This window comes from Flavobacterium cupreum, from assembly GCF_003996965.1.
Taxonomy (GTDB): domain Bacteria; phylum Bacteroidota; class Bacteroidia; order Flavobacteriales; family Flavobacteriaceae; genus Flavobacterium; species Flavobacterium cupreum.
In genome coordinates this window covers 435,646-454,066 of record NZ_QWDM01000001.1, presented here as the reverse complement: position 1 = coordinate 454,066, position 18,421 = coordinate 435,646, and the positions used below count along the sequence as shown (strand labels likewise).

Sequence of the window (18,421 nt, the reverse complement as noted above, 5' to 3'; positions counted from 1 at the left end):
CAAAAGAGGTAATTCTGATAATCCTGCTGAATTTTAAGAATTATTGTGTTTTATACTTGATTGCGATAATAAAAAAACGGATTGAGTTAAACGAAGCTGTTTTTTAAAATGAAATTTGATATAACAAATCAGACCTCATAAGTCATTTTATAAACTAAAAAAACAAATCATATGTTACGTTGGACAGTCATTTTTATTATTCTTGCTATAATAGCCGGAATATTCGGCTTTGGTGGAATTGCCGCCGGAGCAGCTAGTATTGCGAAAGTTTTATTCTTCATATTTTTAGTTTTATTCATTATTTCATTAATAAGCGGAAGAACAAAAGTTTAGTGATAAGTCATTAATCTTATAAATTAAAAGCGTCGTGAGTTCTACTTACGACGCTTTTAATTTTTTGTAAAAATGGGAGAATTGGAGAATTAGATAATTAGACAATTTGATAATGAGATAATTTGATAATGAGATAATTTGATAATTTGATAATTTGATAATGAGATAATTTTACCGAAAACTGTTACTGTGACTAAAAACTGAGACTAAACTCCCCTCTCATACTATCACCATCTTCGAAATTTCCTGAAGCTGACTTAAATGTCTTTTGATGTGAATGAGCGCAAAGCTTACCCATTCGTACAGGGTAAATTTTCCGAATCCGGGAACTTCCGAATCCAGGGCGGTTAAGGTTAAATCATACTTTTCGGAAACAGTCAATAATTCTTTTTCTATTTTTAATAAGGATAGTGTTAGTGAATTTTTGTTGTATTCTGTATTTGGAGGAATGATGTAGTCCGGGGATTTCATTTTTATGTCGTAATTTAAGAAGAGCGCTTCTATCTCTTTTACTTTTTCGTCTGGCTTTCTGGACGTTTTTTCAGTCTTTCCCGCACACATTTCCGGAAATCCGGAACATCCCATAATCAAATGCTGTATAACTTGCCCCGCTGTCCAGCTTCCTTCAAACGGGATCGTATTTAATTCTGTTTCAGAAAAAGAGGCGAGCTTTTGGTTTAATTCCTTAAAGGTTTCGATTATATTTTTTTGAATTTCCGTTTTCATTTTGGTTGATTTAGAAATTATTTTTTTACAGCTGTAATCCACCAGACATTCCCAAACGGATCCGTTACGCCACAGGCCCTGCCATAATTCTGGTCACCTGGCGGCATAAGAACTGTTGCACCGGCTTGTACTGCTTTTTCAAAAGTTGCATCGGCATCCGGGACGTATACAAATACGTTTGCGGTTTGTTTTTTCCAATCCTCAGAGGCGTCTGTAACCATGATCGTGCTTCCGTCAATACGTATTTCGGCATGCATAACAGTTCCGTCGTCACGAAGCGACTGCTGACCGGATGATTCGGCATTAAAAACATTTTTGGTAAAATCTATAAATTGTAAGGCGCCCTCTAAAATTAAATAAGGCATGATGGTCTGATGTCCGACAGGTAATTTCATAGTTATAGCATTAAGGATTAACAACAGGTAACGTTTTAAATGAGTGTTTAAAAGCACGATTTGGTAGGTTATAACAATACTTCACACTGATATCCATGCAAGTTAAGAACTTCAATTATTCTTTTGTTCGAAATCGAGGCTGCATGAATTCTCAAAATTTTATCACAATCCTCAAGGTCAAAATTAATGACGCTGTTTGGAAAGTGTTCAAGAAGTTTCATCACAATCATTTTTGACTGCTCCGTTTCCTGAACATTTGTTTTAAAAACTTCGATCATTGTCTGGAAGTTTATAACGCGATATTTTTATGTCGCTCAATTTTATGATAATAGAAATAAGAAATCAGCAGGATAACCAGAATGATTAATGGGAAAAAGGACTGAAATCCGAATCCGTCAACGGCAAAGTGGCTTATGGAAGCAAACAAAAAGTCGAAAGTAAAACCGGCGTAAGCCCATTCCTTGATTCTGTTTGGCACTTGCGGAATAACCAGGGCCAAAACACCCAACACTTTAAAAACCACCAAAGCATTACCGAAATATTCCGGATAGCCTAAATGCCTGATCCCTTCTTTTGCCAGTTCGGACTGGGAAGTAAGGGCCGGCATAACGCCTTCAAATAGAAAAATAATAATAGTGGTAATCCAGAAAATAATTTTTGCTTTGTTCATTGGTTTGTTTTTTAAATAGTTAAGTTAAATATTTAATACAAATCTACTATTGTTATTCTTTTTTCGAATACATATTTGCGACTATTTTAGGGGCATTTGGGACAGATGTTTGATTTTAGTTTGATGAGGAGTATAGAAGAAAGAGGCAAGAAGTAAGAGAATAGAATAAAAAAAATAGAATAAAAAAAATAGAATAAAGATGATAGAAAGATTAATTTGGAATTTGCTTAAATCTGTAAAATCTGCGTGAAACTTTTTTAAGTAAAGTAGCCAGACTGTTTGTCAGACTGAGCGGAGTCGAAGTCACCGCAAAGAAGCTCTACAAACTGAATGGCCAATCTTTGCGATCCTTCGACTTCGCTCAGGAGGACATAAAATGAGACATAAAAACAAAAAAATCCGCGACAATCCGTGTTTTCGCATGCGAATCCGCGTCATCCGCGTTCAAAAAACTTTGCGCCTTAGCGCCTTAGTGGCAAAACAAAAAAAAAACGCTGCAGAACCGAAATCCTGCAGCGTCACTCAAATAAATAATTAAAAAACGGGTATTATCTCCAACCTCCGCCCAATGCGCGATATAACTCGGTATTGGCAGCTAATTGTTCTCTTTTTAAGTTAGCCAGTTCTAATTCACTTTGCAATAAATTAGCCTGTGCCGTGATGACTTCCAAATATTCAGCCATTCCGTTTTTGAATAACAGATTCGAATTTTTGATAGCCAGTTGTAATGTTTTGACACGTTCCTCAAGAAAAGTTTTTTGTTGTTCCAGTTTCTCCACTTTCACCAAAGCATCAGATACTTCGCTGACAGCTACGAGAACAGCTTGTCTGAAACTCAAAACCGCTTTTTCCCTTTCGGCTTTTGCAATATTGTATTGTGTTCTTACTCTTTTGTTATTGAGTAAAGGCTGGGTTAAACCTCCTGCAACAGTTCCAAATAAAGAAGCCGGAATGTTGAACCAGTTACTGGTTTCGAAAGAATTCACGCCGCCCTGAGCCGTAATTTTAAGGGATGGGTACAAATCTGCTTTTGTAATTCCAACATTGGCATTGGCTATTTTTAAAGCTAATTCGGCACTTTTTACATCCGGTCTTCTGCTTACAAGTGAAGAAGGAATTCCGACTGCGGTATTGTTTTTTACTTCAATTGAACGTAAAAGAATACTTCTTCTTTTAGCATTCGGAAAAGACCCTGTCAATACACTGAGTGCATTTTCCTGAATCGCAATATTTTGTTCCAATAAAGGAACCAGCTGCGCGGCACTTAACTTCTGTGCTTCCGATTGTTGAATAGCCAGTGAAGTAACCTGTCCGGCATCGTATTTTAATTTGATGATATTGGTGGTACTGTCATTCAATTGGACATTTTTCTTAGCGATTTCCAATTGGGCATCCAGCATCAAAAGATTGTAATATCCTTTAGAAACATTGGCTACAATAGTAGTCTGCAATGCTTTTTTAACTTCTTCTGATTGCAGGTAACTGGCAAAAGCCCCTTTTTTCTGACTACGGATTTTACCCCAGATATCAGCTTCCCAGGAAAGTGTTGCTCCGGCAGAATAATCGTCAATGTGTTTCTGGCCTAAAGCCTGACTCAGGTTTTTTCCTGTAAAACTGTTGTCAGACGGATTACTGGTACTTGCTGTTACGGATAAATTTACCTGTGGAACATTGTTCCATTTCGATTGTGTGAATCTATACTGGGCAATTTCGATGTTTTTAACAGCGATTTGTAAATCATTATTTCGGGTTACGGCACTATCGATTAATTCGATAATATCTTTTTCCGTAAAGAAATTTTTCCACTCCACATCACCGATACTTGTTGTATCGTTTGAAACCGATGCATTCCTGAAATTTTCAGGAAATGCATCTTTTGGAGTTTCAATATCCTTCGAAACCTTACAGGATATTACTGTAACGATCAGGAAAGCGACCATCACGATTTTGGTTATATACTTTTTCATTTTATATGTTGTCATTAAATTTCTTTACAAGTATCTTTTCTGGTGTCAAGATCTCTTGAAATTTTATAGGATATGTAAGCGATGCCCGTAATAATGGTCACCAGTATTGTCGTTATATAATTTTCCATTTTTTATTTTTCTTCGTTATGAATTACAGCTATCGGTTTTCCGGTAACTTTTTCTTGTAAATACTGGAATACGATGAATAAAACAGGGATGATAAACAATCCCAGAATTACTCCCGAAATCATACCTCCGGCGGCACCAATACTTATTGAGTGGTTACCCTGAGCCGATGGACCTTTGGCACTCATCATCGGAATCAATCCAACAACGAAAGCTAATGATGTCATGATAATCGGACGTAAACGCAGTTTGGCGGCGTCTATGGAAGCTTTGACCAATGCCTGACCTGATTTTCTTTTTTGTACCGCGAACTCGACGATCAGAATCGCATTCTTAGCGAGCAGTCCGATAAGCATGACCAGTGCAACCTGTACGTAAATGTTATTTTCGATTCCGGTTAAACCAATCGCTACGAATACTCCAAAAATACCTGCAGGGATGGATAAAATTACGGCCAGAGGCAAAATGTAACTTTCATATTGTGCAGCAAGTAAGAAATAGATGAATATCAGACACAATAAGAAAATAGTTGCCGACTGTCCTCCGGAAGAAATTTCTTCACGGGTTTGTCCTGAGAACTCATAACTGTACCCTGCAGGTAATTGCTGTGCTGCCACTTCTTCAATTGCTTTGATGGCATCTCCCGAACTGAATCCAGGTTTTGGAATCGCATTGATCGAAATAGAGTTGAACAGGTTATATCTTGAAGCTGTTTCCGAACCATAAATACGCGTTAGTTTTACCAAAGTATTGATCGGAACCATTTCACCGTTTTTGTTTTTGACAAACACACGGTCAATAGCGGACGGATCTGCTCTGTCGGCAATATCGGCCTGAACCACCACTCGGTAATATTTACCAAATCGGTTAAAGTCAGAGGCTTGTGCACTACCAAAATAAGCCTGCATCGTCTGCAGTATATCTTTGACTTTTACGCCCAGCTGATCGGCTTTCTCATCGTTGATATCCAATTGTAATTGTGGATAATCGGCTTTGAAACTCGTAAAGGCTACGGCAATTTCCGGACGTTTCATTAATTCTCCAATGAACGTTTGTGAGATTCCGCTAAACTTATCCAGTTTACCACCGGTTTTATCCTGTAATACTAAATCCAAAGCTTCAACATTACTAAAACCCGGAACGGTTGGGAAACTGAATACGAAGAAACTTCCTCCTGAAATCGCGCCTAATTTGCCACGAACCTGATTCATGATTTCGTCGATATTTTTGATATCTCCGCGCTCTTCATTTGGTTTCAGCAATACGAAAACAACTGCTGAAGAAGGACTAGTAGAGTTCGTCAATAAGTTGAAACCGGATATTGCCGTTACAAATCTTGAAGCATCAAGACCTCTTAACGTATTTTCTGCCTGCGTCATTACTTTCTGGGTTCCATCAAGTGATGTTCCTGAAGGCGTATTCACCGCAATCGCAATAAATCCCTGATCTTCCGTTGGAATAAATCCGGCAGGAGTTGTTTTAACCATTACAACCGTAGCGAAAGTAATTAAAGCCAAACCTCCTAAACTCACCCATTTGTTGCGGATTAAGAATTTTAACCCGCCCACATAACGGTTGGTTAGAGCATTGAAACTGTTGTTAAATCCGGTAAAGAATTTTTCTTTAAATCCTTGTTTAACATATGGCGTTTCTCCATCGTGTGCCGCGTGATTGTCTTTTAGGAATAAAGCGGCAAGGGCAGGGCTTAAAGTAAGGGCATTTACAGCTGAAATTACAATTGCAATTGCCATTGTGAAAGCAAACTGGCGGTAGAATACACCCGTTGAACCTTCCATAAAACCTACCGGCAGGAATACAGCAGCCATTACCAGCGTAATCGAGATAATAGCACCCGTAATTTCGTGCATTGCTTCATGAGTTGCTGCTTTTGGAGACAGATGTTTATGCTCCATTTTCGCATGCACGGCCTCGACGACGACAATCGCATCATCAACCACAATACCAATCGCCAGGATTAAAGCGAAAAGTGTCAGAAGGTTAATCGAGAATCCGAATAACTGCATGAAAAAGAACGTTCCTAAAATTGCTACGGGAACAGCAATCGCCGGGATTAATGTTGATCTAAAGTCCTGAAGGAAAATAAATACCACAATAAATACCAGTATAAAAGCTTCAATCAAAGTATGTTCTACCTGCTCGATAGACTGATCTAACGAAACTTTTGTACTATAGAAAATATTGTGTTTTATTCCCGAAGGAAAATCTTTTGAGGCTTTAACCATCAATTTGTTGATCGCAACCTGAATATCATTAGAGTTAGAACCTGCCAATTGAATAATACCAATTACAACTCCTTTTTTACCATTAAGACGTGTTAAACTGTTGTAAGAGTAAGCACCAAGTTCCACTCGCGCCACATCTTTTAAGCGAAGTACAGAACCATCAGCATTAGAACGAATGGCAATGTTTTGGTAATCTTCCGGTTTGGTTAGTTTTCCTTTGTATTTAATCACATATTCGAAAACTTCTTTACTTCTTTCTCCAAATTTACCCGGAGCAGCCTCTAAACTTTTGTCCTGAATAGCGGCCATCACTTCATTTGGCGTAACATTATGAGTCGACATTTGTGTAGGGTTTAACCAGACACGCATGGAGTAATCTTTTGTACCACCAAAAATAGCAGCCGAACCTACACCCGGAATACGTTTGATTTCAGGAATAATATTAATTTGGGCATAATTGGCAACAAAAGTCTGGTCGTATTTGGCTTCGTCTTCGGTATACATACCGATTGCCATAATAAAACTGTTTTGTTGTTTTGCCGTGATTACACCTTGCTGTACCACCTCTGAAGGCAGCTGGCTGGTAGCCTGTGCGACCCTGTTCTGAACGTTTACAGCAGCCTGATCTGCATCTGTACCCAGTTTAAAGAAAACTGTAATTGCTAAAGTACCGTCATTACTGGCTGTTGAACTCATGTAAGTCATGTTTTCAACCCCGTTTATAGATTCTTCCAGAGAAGGGGCTACAGAACGTAAAACCGTTTCTGCGTTCGCTCCCGGATAAACCGCCGTTACCAAAACCGATGGCGGCGCAATATCAGGAAACTGTTGTAAAGGCAACTTTGTAAGTCCAAGTACTCCCAGGATCACCAGTAAAATGGAGATAACGGTTGCCAGTACGGGTCTTTGTATAAATATTTTGAACATTTTCGTAAAAATTATTTTTTGTTAGTTATTTGTGCAACCTTGGCAGATTTCTCAGGCTGAATCAACTGACCTTCCTGAAGTTTGTCGATACCGCTCAATACAATCTGGTCACCCGATTTTACACCATCCTTAATAAGATAGTTGGTACCGCTTTTACCGATTACGGTAATTGGCATTTTGGTTACTTTATTGTCAGTTCCTACAGTAAAGACGAAAACTTTATCCTGCATTTCAATCGTAGCCGACTGCGGAACCAAAATAGCATCGTCATGCTGAAGTCCTAAACGAATCTTGCCTGTGTTTCCGGAACGTAGCGTTCCGTTTGCATTTGGGAAAGTAGCTCTTAAGGTAATAGCACCGGTAGTTTTATCAAACTGACCATCCACCATGTCAATTTTTCCCGTTTGCGGGTAGGCATTGTTATCGGCTAATATTAAAGAAACCGGAGGTAATTTTTTGATTTTGTCTCCAATGCTGTTTCCTGCATATTGGGATTTAAAGTTGATGAAATCCGTTTCACTTAAAGAGAAATAAGCAAAAACTTCATGTACATCAGAAAGCGTTGTTAAAGCTTCAACATCTGTGGCAGAAACGAGGCTTCCTTGTTTTTTAGGCAATCTTCCGATATAACCACTTACCGGAGCCGTCACATTTGTATAACCTAAATTGATTTTAGCAGATGCTACCATTGCTTTTGCCTGTTCGATGTTGGCAGCAGCAATTTTCTGAGATGCTTTCGCTGTTTTCAGCTGATAGTCGGAAACTACTTTATTTTGTACCAAAGGAGTCAATTTATCTACCTCTAACTGAGCGTTGATCAAAGCAGCTTCGTAAGCGTGAAGACTGGCCAAAGCATTGTTTAACTGCTCACGGAAAGGACGTTCGTTTATTTTGAATAAAGTCTGACCTTTAGAAACATATGCTCCTTCATCTACCAGAACGCGGTCTAAATTTCCACTTACCTGTGGACGGATTTCTACATCTACAGTTCCTTGTATAGCAGCAGGGTATTCAGCATCTGTAGTTGTGTTGGCACTTGTGATTACCGAAACCGGTAAAAGCGGTGCCGGTGCAGCAGCTGGTGCCTGGGATTTATCAGCACAACTACTCAGTACCAGTGCCAGTATAAAGCTGGTTATAATTACATTTTTCATTTTAATATTGGTTTTAATTTGTTGGACATTCTCGTTTTTTAAAAATTTATTTTGGGTATTATCTGAATTCATTTTTAAGGGTATTAAATTTTCTAACATCGTTAAGTAAATAGGTGTAAAATTTCATATATTCCTGTTTGCCAAATCTATCTCATAATTGGTATTAAATTATTTATCACTGTTAAGTAATGCAGAAAAAAAAGGCCCTATATTACTTTATTAAATTTTCTAACACTGTTAAGTAAAGTAGTAAAAAAATAGCTTCTGCTAAATTACCTATTAAATCATTTATCACTGTTAAGTAAAAATGAAATTTTTTTTATTGTATTGATTTTATAATGCCACCAATCGCATCTTTTAAGATTTGGGCATTTATGGTTGCCATGATATCACTTTTATTAATGATGTTAATGGCAATCAAACCATGAATCACAGAAAAGAAAGTAAAATATTTTTGTTTGATAACCTCTTCCGTTGGACTACTGCTTTTCATAATTTCAGCAATTACAGAAGTAAATAATTTGTAAGGTGTTTTAGAGGCATCACATTGTTCCGAACAACAGTTCATTTGAACCCCAAACATGACCTGATACATTTCGGTATCTGTAAACGCAAAATCCCAGTAAGCCATCCACATAGCTTCTATCTGCTCTTCGGGTTTTTCAAATTTAGCTTTGGCACTTTCAAGTTCCCTGCCCAATTTCATAAAACCTTTGCCGGTTAATTCCCGTAAAATAGCATCCTTGTTAGAAAAGTATTCGTAGATGATAGGAGCAGTGTATTCAATCTTATCAGCGATCTTTCGCATACTCAGACCTTGCCATCCTTCTTCTTTAACGATAGCATAAGCAGCATCAAGAATGTTACTTCTTGTTTCTTCTTTTTGTCTTAAAATTCGATCTTTACTTGCCATTTTGATTAAGTATTAAATTGTTTAACACCGTTAGGCAAATGTATGGCAGTTTTTCTGATAATCATATAATTTCATTATAATATTTTCTTATTGTGGTATAGATTAAGGCAAAAAAGTTGGGAAATCCTTATAAATAGGAGTTTGTCTCAAAAATAATGTTTTATGGAAAAGCAATTGAAATGTAAATTTCAGCACAAATTCATGTCCTGAATGTGATCTTTAAGGCATCTTAATTGATTAAAAAGTTACAAAAGAAGTTTATCTACTTAACATAGTTGGGAGAAACACACGTTTCCCAGTAGCTTACAATTGTTTTTATTGTTTCCTTTATTTCTTTATAGTCCGAAGGTTTAACAAAAAAGCCCTGAATAGACTTTGAGTAAGCATCTATAACATGTTTTTGTTCTGCACTAGTAGAAAAGAATAAATACGGAATGGATTTTAGCCTTAAATCTTCATTTTCATGAATTTTTGCCCTTAATTCCATACCGCTTAACTTGGGCATATTGATATCAGAGAAAATAATAAAAGGCTCAATATCTGTAGAGGTTAAGTATTCTAAAGCCTTTTCGCCTTCAGCAAAAAAGATGATTTCATTCCTATAATTAAGATCTTTAAAAATATCAGTTAAAATTTCCTGATCATCTAAATCGTCTTCTATAATAATAATCGGCCCGCCTTTGTTCATTTGGTGTTTTTGGTGAAGGTAGTTTATTTAATTGAGTGCGCAATTTTTATAATTTGGGCTTTATTAATTAAAATACTCAATCAACACTTTATCTTCATCTACAATATGATCTGTAATGTGGAATACTTCCTTAATCCAAGGATGATTTAATGCATCTTTCCTGTCTAAAATAGTTCCAAGTAAATCTTGCTGCCACTCTGATTCATCTTTATCCATTAAACCTACCTGATAATTATTTTCATTGGTCCAGATTCTAAATGGAAATGCAAATCTATTTTTAGGATAATCTGTTCCCCAGTCACCAATACTAATTATTCCGGTTACAAATTTATCGTCATGCCCTTTCGTAAATTTTAAATAATAAACTGCAAATGCATCTTCATCTTTAAAAACAAATCGAGTGAGTCTAATAATTTCATTATTGCAGCAATTGCAAACTTCTACATTAGGCTCTTCAAATTCAATTCTGATCATTTGGTTTTGATTTTTAAGTAAGGTAGTACATTACTAGAGTTAAAGCGAAGTTATGAAAAAGATTGAAAAAATAAGGAGTGTTTTTGCGTCGTTAACGATTATCAATTTATTCCAAAACCGAACTTTTGAAGCTGTGACAAACTAATATAAATAATAAATTTGCAACCATTTTCGTTTCAAAATTTCTGTTTCAAAAAAAAGAAACAAAAATTTTGAAACGGTTTTTGTGACAAAGTCAAAATAAAAATAATTTTGTCACGATTTCTATCATCTGATTAAAATTCAAATTGATTTATGTTCCTTTTTTATAGTTTCTTTTTTGTAACATTGCGACAGAAAAAAAAAGTAAGAAAAATCTTTAAAGTATAAAAGTTTATTCTTATGTTTGCAGCTCTTAAATCTTCACATTAAGAACGTATTAAAATTACCTGTAACAGGTTTTATATTCACTAAAAATGGAAGATATGAGTACAAACACTTTTTCAAAAGAAGCCGAAGCAAGGCTAATTGATTTTTTTAACCACACCATAGCCCCGGAGGATATGGCTAAGGTAATTAGACAGGTAAATTATACACTGGCCTTAGGAGTGATGCGGGAAAAGGAAACTCCCCAAAACGGTGTAGAAAATAACTTTTACTGGCTGAACGAATTAGCCGAAATTCTAAATCCCTATTTGGAGGCGGAATAAAGTTTTTCGTTGGTATTATTTTTAAAAATAGAAACCTCGATCTTTAATATGGTCGATCTTTAATATGGTCGATGTTTTTTGGCAAATGATATATTTGTTTTTTATTATAGAATGCACAGCGGAGGAAATATCTATTAAATAAATGTTTTAGAAAATCATTTTAAACAGTATCATTTTTTTAATAGCCTCCAGCTTTAGCTGGAGGTTTATAACGAATTAATAAAAGGCTTTAGCCAAAATACGCGCATTTGGCTAAAGCCTATTACCACTATACAAAATCCATCCAGCTAAAGCTGGAGGCTATTCAACCTCTTGAAACTTAAAAAGGGATAAAACTTAATTTTCTTTTATCATTTATATGTTAGAAAAAACTGTACTAGTAACTCCGCAATGAGAATCCAATCTTTTTCGAGCCACTTGCGAAAATTTCTCCTTCGTCGAAATGACAAACATTGACAATAAAAACTTTGTGTTTTTTGCGGGATTATTTTGTTGCCATAAGCCTTCGACTTCGCTCAGGGTGACAATTGTGATTTGAGGAATAAGCTTAACACTTTGCGGCTTTGCGCCTTTGCGTGATTTTCTAAAATTTTTCCACATGTTTGTTTATTTTTTGTTTCCATAAGCCTTCAACTTCGCTCAGGGTGACAATCCGAGGTTGAGAAATAACCTAAAGCTTTGCGACTTTTTGCCTTGGCATGATTTAGTCACAGCCATTAAAAAAAGGCACAGAAACTTCGTGAATCTCCGCGCTATTTTGCGAATCTATGTGTAAGCTCTAAAGGACTTCGGGAATCTCCTCGATGCCTTTCATAAAAAAAGGGCGATACATCTAAAGTATCGCCCTTTCAGGTAAATTGTAATCTGCATTTTAAGATTACTTTAAAATGCAGCTATAGGCACTATGAATTATTTTACAATAATTTCTTTGTTTAAATATTGATCTCCTACCTGGAAAACAAAAAAGTAAACCCCTTTTGACCAGTTGGATACTTCTACCTGAGTAGGATTTGCTATAGTTTTTACCAAAGCACCCGTAGAAGAATAAATTTTTACGGCATCAATAGGATCCGGAGAACTAATAGAAACCGTATGACTTGCAGGATTTGGATAAACTTTAATGGTATTATTTAAAACAACATCATTCAGACCCAAATTATATTTACAATCAATACTGAAATTTACTGTTTTGTCATAAACCCATGTTGTAGTTCGAACACTATTAAGATCATCAACTTGTATACAGCTTAAATCCGGGTTTCCACTTGATTTCATTAAATTAAAGAAAAGTGTTTTTCCGTTGTCCAAGTTCAAAGACCTAAGTTTATTAGCTCTGCAATCAATAGAAGTTAGCTTCACATTTAAACTAATGTCGATATCCACAATTTTATTATTCTCGCAACCAAGGTCGTATAGCACCAGATTTTTAGTTAAGTCTAATGCAGTAAGCAGGTTTGATCCTGTTCTTAATCTTTCCAGTTTCGTATTGTTAGCCAGGTTTAATGATGGGATCTTATTAGTACCGCACTCCAACGTTTCTAGATCTACCAGTGCTGATGTATTCAACGCTGTCAAATCATTTCCAACAACATATAATCCATCAAGTTTGGTATTACTGCTTAGATCTAATGTAATTAAATCGTTATAATTCGCATTTAAACCAGTAAGGTTTACAAAAGCTTCAATTCCTGATAAATTTTTGATCGATAACCAGCTGCAATCCATGTAACCTGTAAAAGCTTCTGCTTCGGTTTTACTTATTTCAGTATCACCATCTGTGTTAATCTCAGTTTTTCCAACTAAAAAGGCTTTGAATTTTGCATCCGGAATTGTAATGTTCTGCGATTGTACTGCTGAAATTGCCAGTAATAGAAATGTAGAAAGAGTAATTTTCATTTTCATAGAAATGTTTTTTAGGATTAAATTTTGTACCGCAATTTAGAAATTTTAACATTATAAAAAAATGTTAATTAGACAATTTATACAAAGTTCCCTTACAATGCGATGTCTTTTAAAAGATACCCATTTAGATTTTTTTTTCATTCTCAGAATAAAATATAATTTATAGGAAAAGCATTAAAAAACAAGATTCTATTGCAGGAAATAACCACTAAAGAAATTTTCAAAATAAATCCAAAAGCCTCAACATTTTTAAATTCCTCCAGCTAAAGCAGGTGACTATTGAAGTGATTTAATAAAGCTAAGATTTTCATAAGCCTTCGACTTCGCTCAGGGTGACAATTAGGGATTGAGAAATAACTTTAAACTTTGCGCCTTTGCGTCTTTGCGTGATTTTTCCAAACTCATTTTCATAGGCCTTCGACTTCGCTCAGGGTAGCGATTAGGGATCGAGAAATAACTTTAAACTTTGCGCCTTTGCGTCTTTGCGTGATTTTTCCAAACTCATTTTCATAGTCTTTCGACTTCGCTTAGGGTGACAATGTAGGATTAAAACTTTGCGAATCTCCGTGTAACTTTGTGAATCTCTGCGAAACCCGCTCCCCCAAAAAAAAAGGACAGCACTTTTGGTTGATGCTGTCCCTTAGGTAAATTTAAATTTACATTTTAAATCATCACTGACCTAAAATGCCGCATTTGATTGCGTACAGTTTTTGGTAATCACTAAAATGAAGACTTAAACGCAGGTTATTCGTTTATAATGTCGCCTTCCTTAGTTTCTTCGCTGGCAATTTTTACCAGTTTATCCTGCGGATTCAGATCGCCGAATATTTCAATTTTATCGTCAATTTCCCTTCCTCTTTTTACATCAATACGTGTGGCTTTATGATTCACCACTTTGATTACAAAAATACCTTCGGCAGAATTTACCAATGCTGTTTTCGGGATTACAAAAGTGCTGTCTTTCGCGTTCAGGGGTAAAAGCACTTCGGCTACCATTCCCGGTAATAAGTTTTTAGTAGTATTGTGAACGTCCATTTCTACACGCTCCGAACGCAGTTTCAAATCTAAAGCGCCGGACATTCTGGTGATCGTTGCTTTAAATGTTTCCGGTAGCGATTTCACATTAAAACTCATTTCGTCACCATTATGCAAATAACCCGTGTACAATTCCGGAACCGAAACGGCCAGACGTAATTTGTCTTGTTGCTGAATGGTCAGTAAAGGTAGATCAGAGCCTTTTCCTGAAGGACCGACATAGGTTCCTAAATTCACGTTTCTTGCTGCCACAACACCATCAAAAGGCGCACGGATTTCAAGATAACCTCTCATGATCGATACTTCCTTGTGTGCTGCTACTGCTGCCTGATATTGGGCGTAATCGGAGTTTTTCTTTCCACTGGCCATTTCTAAATCGTTTTTAGAAATCGTTCCTTCCACTTTGCTTGTTTCGTACAAACGGTTGTAGGTACTTTTGCTGGTCGTGTAAATGGCTTCCATCGATTTTAATCTCGATTCGGCTGCTGCCAGTTGTGAACTGATTTCAGGCGCTTCCAGAACAATCAGAAGCTGTCCTTTTTTTACTTGGGTACCAATGTCTACTTTCAAAAGTTTTACGAAACTGCTTACTTTGGCATATAAATCTACTTGTTGAAAACCGGTTAATTCGGCCGGTAAACGCAATTCTGTTGTTAGCTTTTCTTTTAGTAAAAGGAAAGTTTCTGTTTTAGGCTCCAGTTCCGGAGTAACCGTTTCTTCTTTCTTTGAATTACAACTGGCCAGAAAAAATACAGCTGTAAAAAATAATGCGGTCGATTGTATAATTTTATTTTTCATAAATGGAAAAGTTATTTTAGAAAGGTCATTAATGTGATCACCTTTTAATTTATTGGTATTTGTTTTCAACAAATTATTTTTTAGTGGTGATTTCATTTTCTGATTTTAAGGATGAGATATAATGGATGCTTTCTTCGTCTTCCGGATCCAGGGAAACCGACTGTGTTGTGGTGTGTTCCTGTGCCCAGGCAAAGATAAGCGGGAGGATTAATAATACCGCAAAGGTAGAGAATAATAATCCGCCAATAACGGCTCTACCCAATGGTGAAACCTGATCGCCACCTTCTCCGTGTCCGATAGCCATTGGCAACATCCCTGCAATCATCGCTACAGAGGTCATGATAATCGGACGAAGACGCAATGCTGCTGCTTCACGAGCCGATTCTAAGGCATTTCCGTTTCGTTTTCGCAATTGTTCTGCATTGGTGACCAGTAAAACGGCATTGGCAATAGAAACCCCAACCGACATAATGATACCCATATACGATTGTAAGTTTAAGGTTGAACCTGTCAGCGTCAGCATCAATAACGCTCCTAAAACAACCGCCGGAACTGTGGTTAAGATTACCAGCGACACTTTGAACGATTGAAAATTAGCGGCCAGCATTAAGAAGATTACAAATATGGCAACCAATAATCCTACCTGTAAACTGCTTAATGTTTCTACCAATACCTTACTCATTCCAATTGGAGTGATGAATAACCCCCTCGGTAATTCCCCCAATGAGTTTATTGTTGCATCCACATCTTTTACTGCCGTCCCTAAATCGGTCTGGCTAATGTTGGCTGTAACGGTAATGTATGGCATGGCCCCTAAATTGTCATTTTCACCACTTACAAATCCGGGTGTAATTTTGGCAACGTCACTTAAAACAGGACGAAGCGAGTTTTTCAATACCGGAATTTCTCCGATATCGGTTTTGCTTTTCATTTTGTTCAAAGGTACCTGCACCTGAACGTTGTACGATAATCCGGCTCTTTCGTCGACCCAGGTATTTTTCTCGGTATATCTGGAGGATGACGTTGAAGCGACCAGTGATCTTGAAATGTCATTCATATCCACCCCCAATTCAGCAGCACGGGTTCTGTCAATATCAATATTCATGGCCGGATAGTGAATTGGCTGACCAATTTGCACATCTCTGAAATAAGCGAATTTTTTCAGCTTTTCTACAATCTGATTGGCGTACAATTCATTACGTTTTTTGTCTTTTCCGGCAATACGGACTTCGATTGGAGTAGGGGAACCCTGGCTCAACACTTTATCGGTCAGTTCGATAGGCTCAAAAGAAAGTTTTACATCCGGAAGGACTTTTTTAATTCGGGCTCTGAAGTCATCCTTAAAGTCATCCATATCGGTGTGGTATTCTTTTAAGCTTACCTGAAATACAGCTTCATGCGAACCTGCCATGAACAAATAAATCGGGTTGATCGAGAATAAAGACGGGTGTTGCCCCACATAAACAGAAGAGATACCGATATGTTCCTTGCCCACCATTTTTTGCAATTCCTTCAGTACAATAATGGCTTTCTCTTCGGTGCGTTCCAGACGGGTTCCGTCGGGAGCACGCATTCTTAACTGAAACTGGCTTGAATTTACTTTCGGAAAAACATCTTTTCCGATAAAAGAAATAAAGACCACGGCCAGTACCGTAATTCCGATAAGATAGACCAGAGCGGTTATTTTTTTATAAGGGAACAAACGATCCAACGTTCTCATGAAACGAATTTTGAAGCGTTCGAAAGCGCCAATTTTTCCGTTGTTATTACTGTCATCTCTTTCTACATATCCTTTTTTCTGTGTGATCAGATCTTTCTCCGATTGCGGGGTAATTCCGCTATCGTTAAATTCGGCTTCATCATCTGTAATATTCGGTGCATGTTCGTGTTTCGGATGCGCTTTCATCAGCCAGTTCGCCATTACAGGAACAAAAGTCTGCGACAATAAAAACGAAATGACCATCGAGAATCCAATTGCCATCGCCAAAGGCAAAAACAACGCTCCGGGAATACCCACCATGGTAAAGGCAGGGGCAAAAACGGCCAGGATACAAAGCAGGATCAGTAATTTAGGCAAAGCAATTTCCTGACAGGCGTCCCAAATAGCGAGTGCCTTGGGTTTGCCCATGTCGAGATGCTGGTGAATGTTTTCAATAGTAACCGTACTTTCATCCACCAAAATACCAATGGCCAGCGCCAGTCCGCTTAAAGACATTAAGTTGATCGTTTGTCCGAATAATTTCAGGAATAAAACTCCCGAAATAATCGAAATCGGAATGGTTAAGATTACAATCAAAGCCGCACGTCTGTCGCCAAGGAAAAGTAATACCATTAAACCGGTTAAAACGGCTCCGATGATTCCTTCTGTAATCAAACTTTTAACCGAATTGATTACATAAACCGACTGGTCAAATTCGTAAGATAGTTTTACGTCTTCCGGTAATGTACTCTGAATTTTAGGCAATTCCGCTTTCAATTTCTGAACCACATCCCAGGTCGAAGCATCTCCCGCTTTCGCGATACTGATATACACCGAACGTTTTCCATTTACCAAAGCATAACCGGCCGTAATATCGGCACCATCTTTCACAGTCGCAACATCGCCTAATTTCAGGTTTTGAACGCCGCCTTTAAACAATGGAATCTGTTCGAAATCCTTAACTTCTTTAATCGTATTGTTGGTTGGCGTAATATAATTGACATCGCCCATTCTCACATTCCCCGAAGGAGCTGTCTGGTTGTTGATACGGATTGCCTCAACTATCTGATCCGGAGTCATATTGTGCGAACGCAATAAATCGGGATCTACGTTAACCTCAATAGTTCTCGGGCTTCCTCCGAAAGGTGCCGGCGATAATAAACCGGGAATCGAAGTAAACGAAGCACGAACGTAAACGTTGGCTAAATCCTGTAATTCATTATTCGATCTGATCTTACTGCTCAGAACCAATTGTCCGATCGGTAAGGAAGAAGCATCAAAACGAATGATAAACGGAGGCTGTGTTCCCGGAGGAAATGCCGCCTGAATCCTGTTTGAAAGGGAACTCAGCTCGGCTGCTGCCTGCGCCATGTTGGTGTTTTCATAGTAGGTTAATTTCATGATCATTAACCCCTGAATATTTTTGGTCTCTACCGATTTTACACCATTGGCAAAAGGTAAAATATTGACATATGTTTTAGCAAAATAAGCTTCCATCTGGTCCGGGGTATACCCTCCGAAAGGATGCGCAATATAAATTACCGGCAGGTTCATTTTAGGAAGAATATCTACCTTAATGTCCTGGATGGCGCCAATTCCGAAGAAAAATAAACCAGCAACCATTACCAGGATGGAGATGGGTTTGCGGAGTGCGAAACGTATTAAATTCATTACGATCTATA

General features: G+C 37.4%; 15 protein-coding genes. 2 read left to right on the top strand and 13 right to left on the bottom strand.

The genetic code is table 11. The annotated features are described in order from the left end of the window. Positions 1-171: 171 nt before the first annotated feature. A complete protein-coding gene (locus tag D0817_RS01855; RefSeq protein ID WP_095954205.1) occupies positions 172-333 on the top strand; it encodes a DUF1328 family protein in 162 nt (53 codons plus the stop codon). Between the two features lie 219 nt (positions 334-552). Here the strand turns inward: D0817_RS01855 and D0817_RS01850 are convergent, their stop codons facing one another. The 10 genes from D0817_RS01850 to D0817_RS01805 form a co-directional block, all read right to left on the bottom strand. Beyond that, positions 553-1,059 (bottom strand): DinB family protein, encoded by a 507-nt coding sequence (locus tag D0817_RS01850; protein ID WP_127336681.1) that lies wholly within the window; start codon positions 1,057-1,059, stop codon positions 553-555. Between the two features lie 17 nt (positions 1,060-1,076). Next, complete coding sequence (locus D0817_RS01845; RefSeq protein WP_127336680.1) at positions 1,077-1,454, bottom strand: VOC family protein; 378 nt, start codon at positions 1,452-1,454, stop codon at positions 1,077-1,079. Between the two features lie 68 nt (positions 1,455-1,522). Continuing rightward, positions 1,523-1,732: a hypothetical protein gene (locus D0817_RS01840; protein ID WP_127336679.1), complete on the bottom strand. Its 210-nt coding sequence runs from the start codon at positions 1,730-1,732 to the stop codon at positions 1,523-1,525. Positions 1,733-1,743: 11 nt separating this feature from the next. Beyond that, positions 1,744-2,124 (bottom strand): DoxX family protein, encoded by a 381-nt coding sequence (locus D0817_RS01835; RefSeq protein ID WP_127336678.1) that lies wholly within the window; start codon positions 2,122-2,124, stop codon positions 1,744-1,746. A gap of 548 nt (positions 2,125-2,672) precedes the next feature. Further along, on the bottom strand, positions 2,673-4,091 hold the full coding sequence (locus D0817_RS01830) for a TolC family protein (RefSeq protein ID WP_127336677.1): 1,419 nt from the start codon (positions 4,089-4,091) through the stop codon (positions 2,673-2,675). Between the two features lie 131 nt (positions 4,092-4,222). After that, complete coding sequence (locus tag D0817_RS01825) at positions 4,223-7,387, bottom strand: efflux RND transporter permease subunit (RefSeq protein ID WP_127336676.1); 3,165 nt, start codon at positions 7,385-7,387, stop codon at positions 4,223-4,225. A gap of 11 nt (positions 7,388-7,398) precedes the next feature. Then, positions 7,399-8,541 carry an efflux RND transporter periplasmic adaptor subunit gene (locus D0817_RS01820; RefSeq protein WP_497756094.1) on the bottom strand — a complete coding sequence of 381 codons (1,143 nt, stop codon included), beginning with the start codon at positions 8,539-8,541 and terminating at the stop codon, positions 7,399-7,401. A 319-nt stretch (positions 8,542-8,860) separates the two neighbouring features. Continuing rightward, on the bottom strand, positions 8,861-9,454 hold the full coding sequence (locus tag D0817_RS01815; protein ID WP_127336674.1) for a TetR/AcrR family transcriptional regulator: 594 nt from the start codon (positions 9,452-9,454) through the stop codon (positions 8,861-8,863). 262 nt (positions 9,455-9,716) lie between these two features. Beyond that, complete coding sequence (locus tag D0817_RS01810) at positions 9,717-10,142, bottom strand: response regulator (RefSeq protein WP_127336673.1); 426 nt, start codon at positions 10,140-10,142, stop codon at positions 9,717-9,719. 63 nt (positions 10,143-10,205) lie between these two features. Beyond that, positions 10,206-10,616 carry a hypothetical protein gene (locus tag D0817_RS01805; RefSeq protein ID WP_127336672.1) on the bottom strand — a complete coding sequence of 137 codons (411 nt, stop codon included), beginning with the start codon at positions 10,614-10,616 and terminating at the stop codon, positions 10,206-10,208. 464 nt (positions 10,617-11,080) lie between these two features. Here D0817_RS01805 and D0817_RS01800 point away from each other — a divergent pair, with 464 nt between their 5' ends. Continuing rightward, positions 11,081-11,305 (top strand): hypothetical protein, encoded by a 225-nt coding sequence (locus tag D0817_RS01800; protein WP_127336671.1) that lies wholly within the window; start codon positions 11,081-11,083, stop codon positions 11,303-11,305. A gap of 909 nt (positions 11,306-12,214) precedes the next feature. Here D0817_RS01800 and D0817_RS01795 read toward each other — a convergent pair. The 3 genes from D0817_RS01795 to D0817_RS01785 all read right to left on the bottom strand — a co-directional run bounded on the left by D0817_RS01795 (position 12,215) and on the right by D0817_RS01785 (position 18,410). Continuing rightward, the gene (locus D0817_RS01795) at positions 12,215-13,207 is read right to left on the bottom strand and encodes a T9SS type A sorting domain-containing protein (protein WP_127336670.1); all 993 of its coding nucleotides are present in this window, start codon (positions 13,205-13,207) and stop codon (positions 12,215-12,217) included. A 744-nt stretch (positions 13,208-13,951) separates the two neighbouring features. Next, a complete protein-coding gene (locus D0817_RS01790; RefSeq protein WP_127336835.1) occupies positions 13,952-15,040 on the bottom strand; it encodes an efflux RND transporter periplasmic adaptor subunit in 1,089 nt (362 codons plus the stop codon). A gap of 73 nt (positions 15,041-15,113) precedes the next feature. After that, positions 15,114-18,410 carry an efflux RND transporter permease subunit gene (locus D0817_RS01785; RefSeq protein ID WP_127336669.1) on the bottom strand — a complete coding sequence of 1,099 codons (3,297 nt, stop codon included), beginning with the start codon at positions 18,408-18,410 and terminating at the stop codon, positions 15,114-15,116. Positions 18,411-18,421 lie beyond the last annotated feature (11 nt).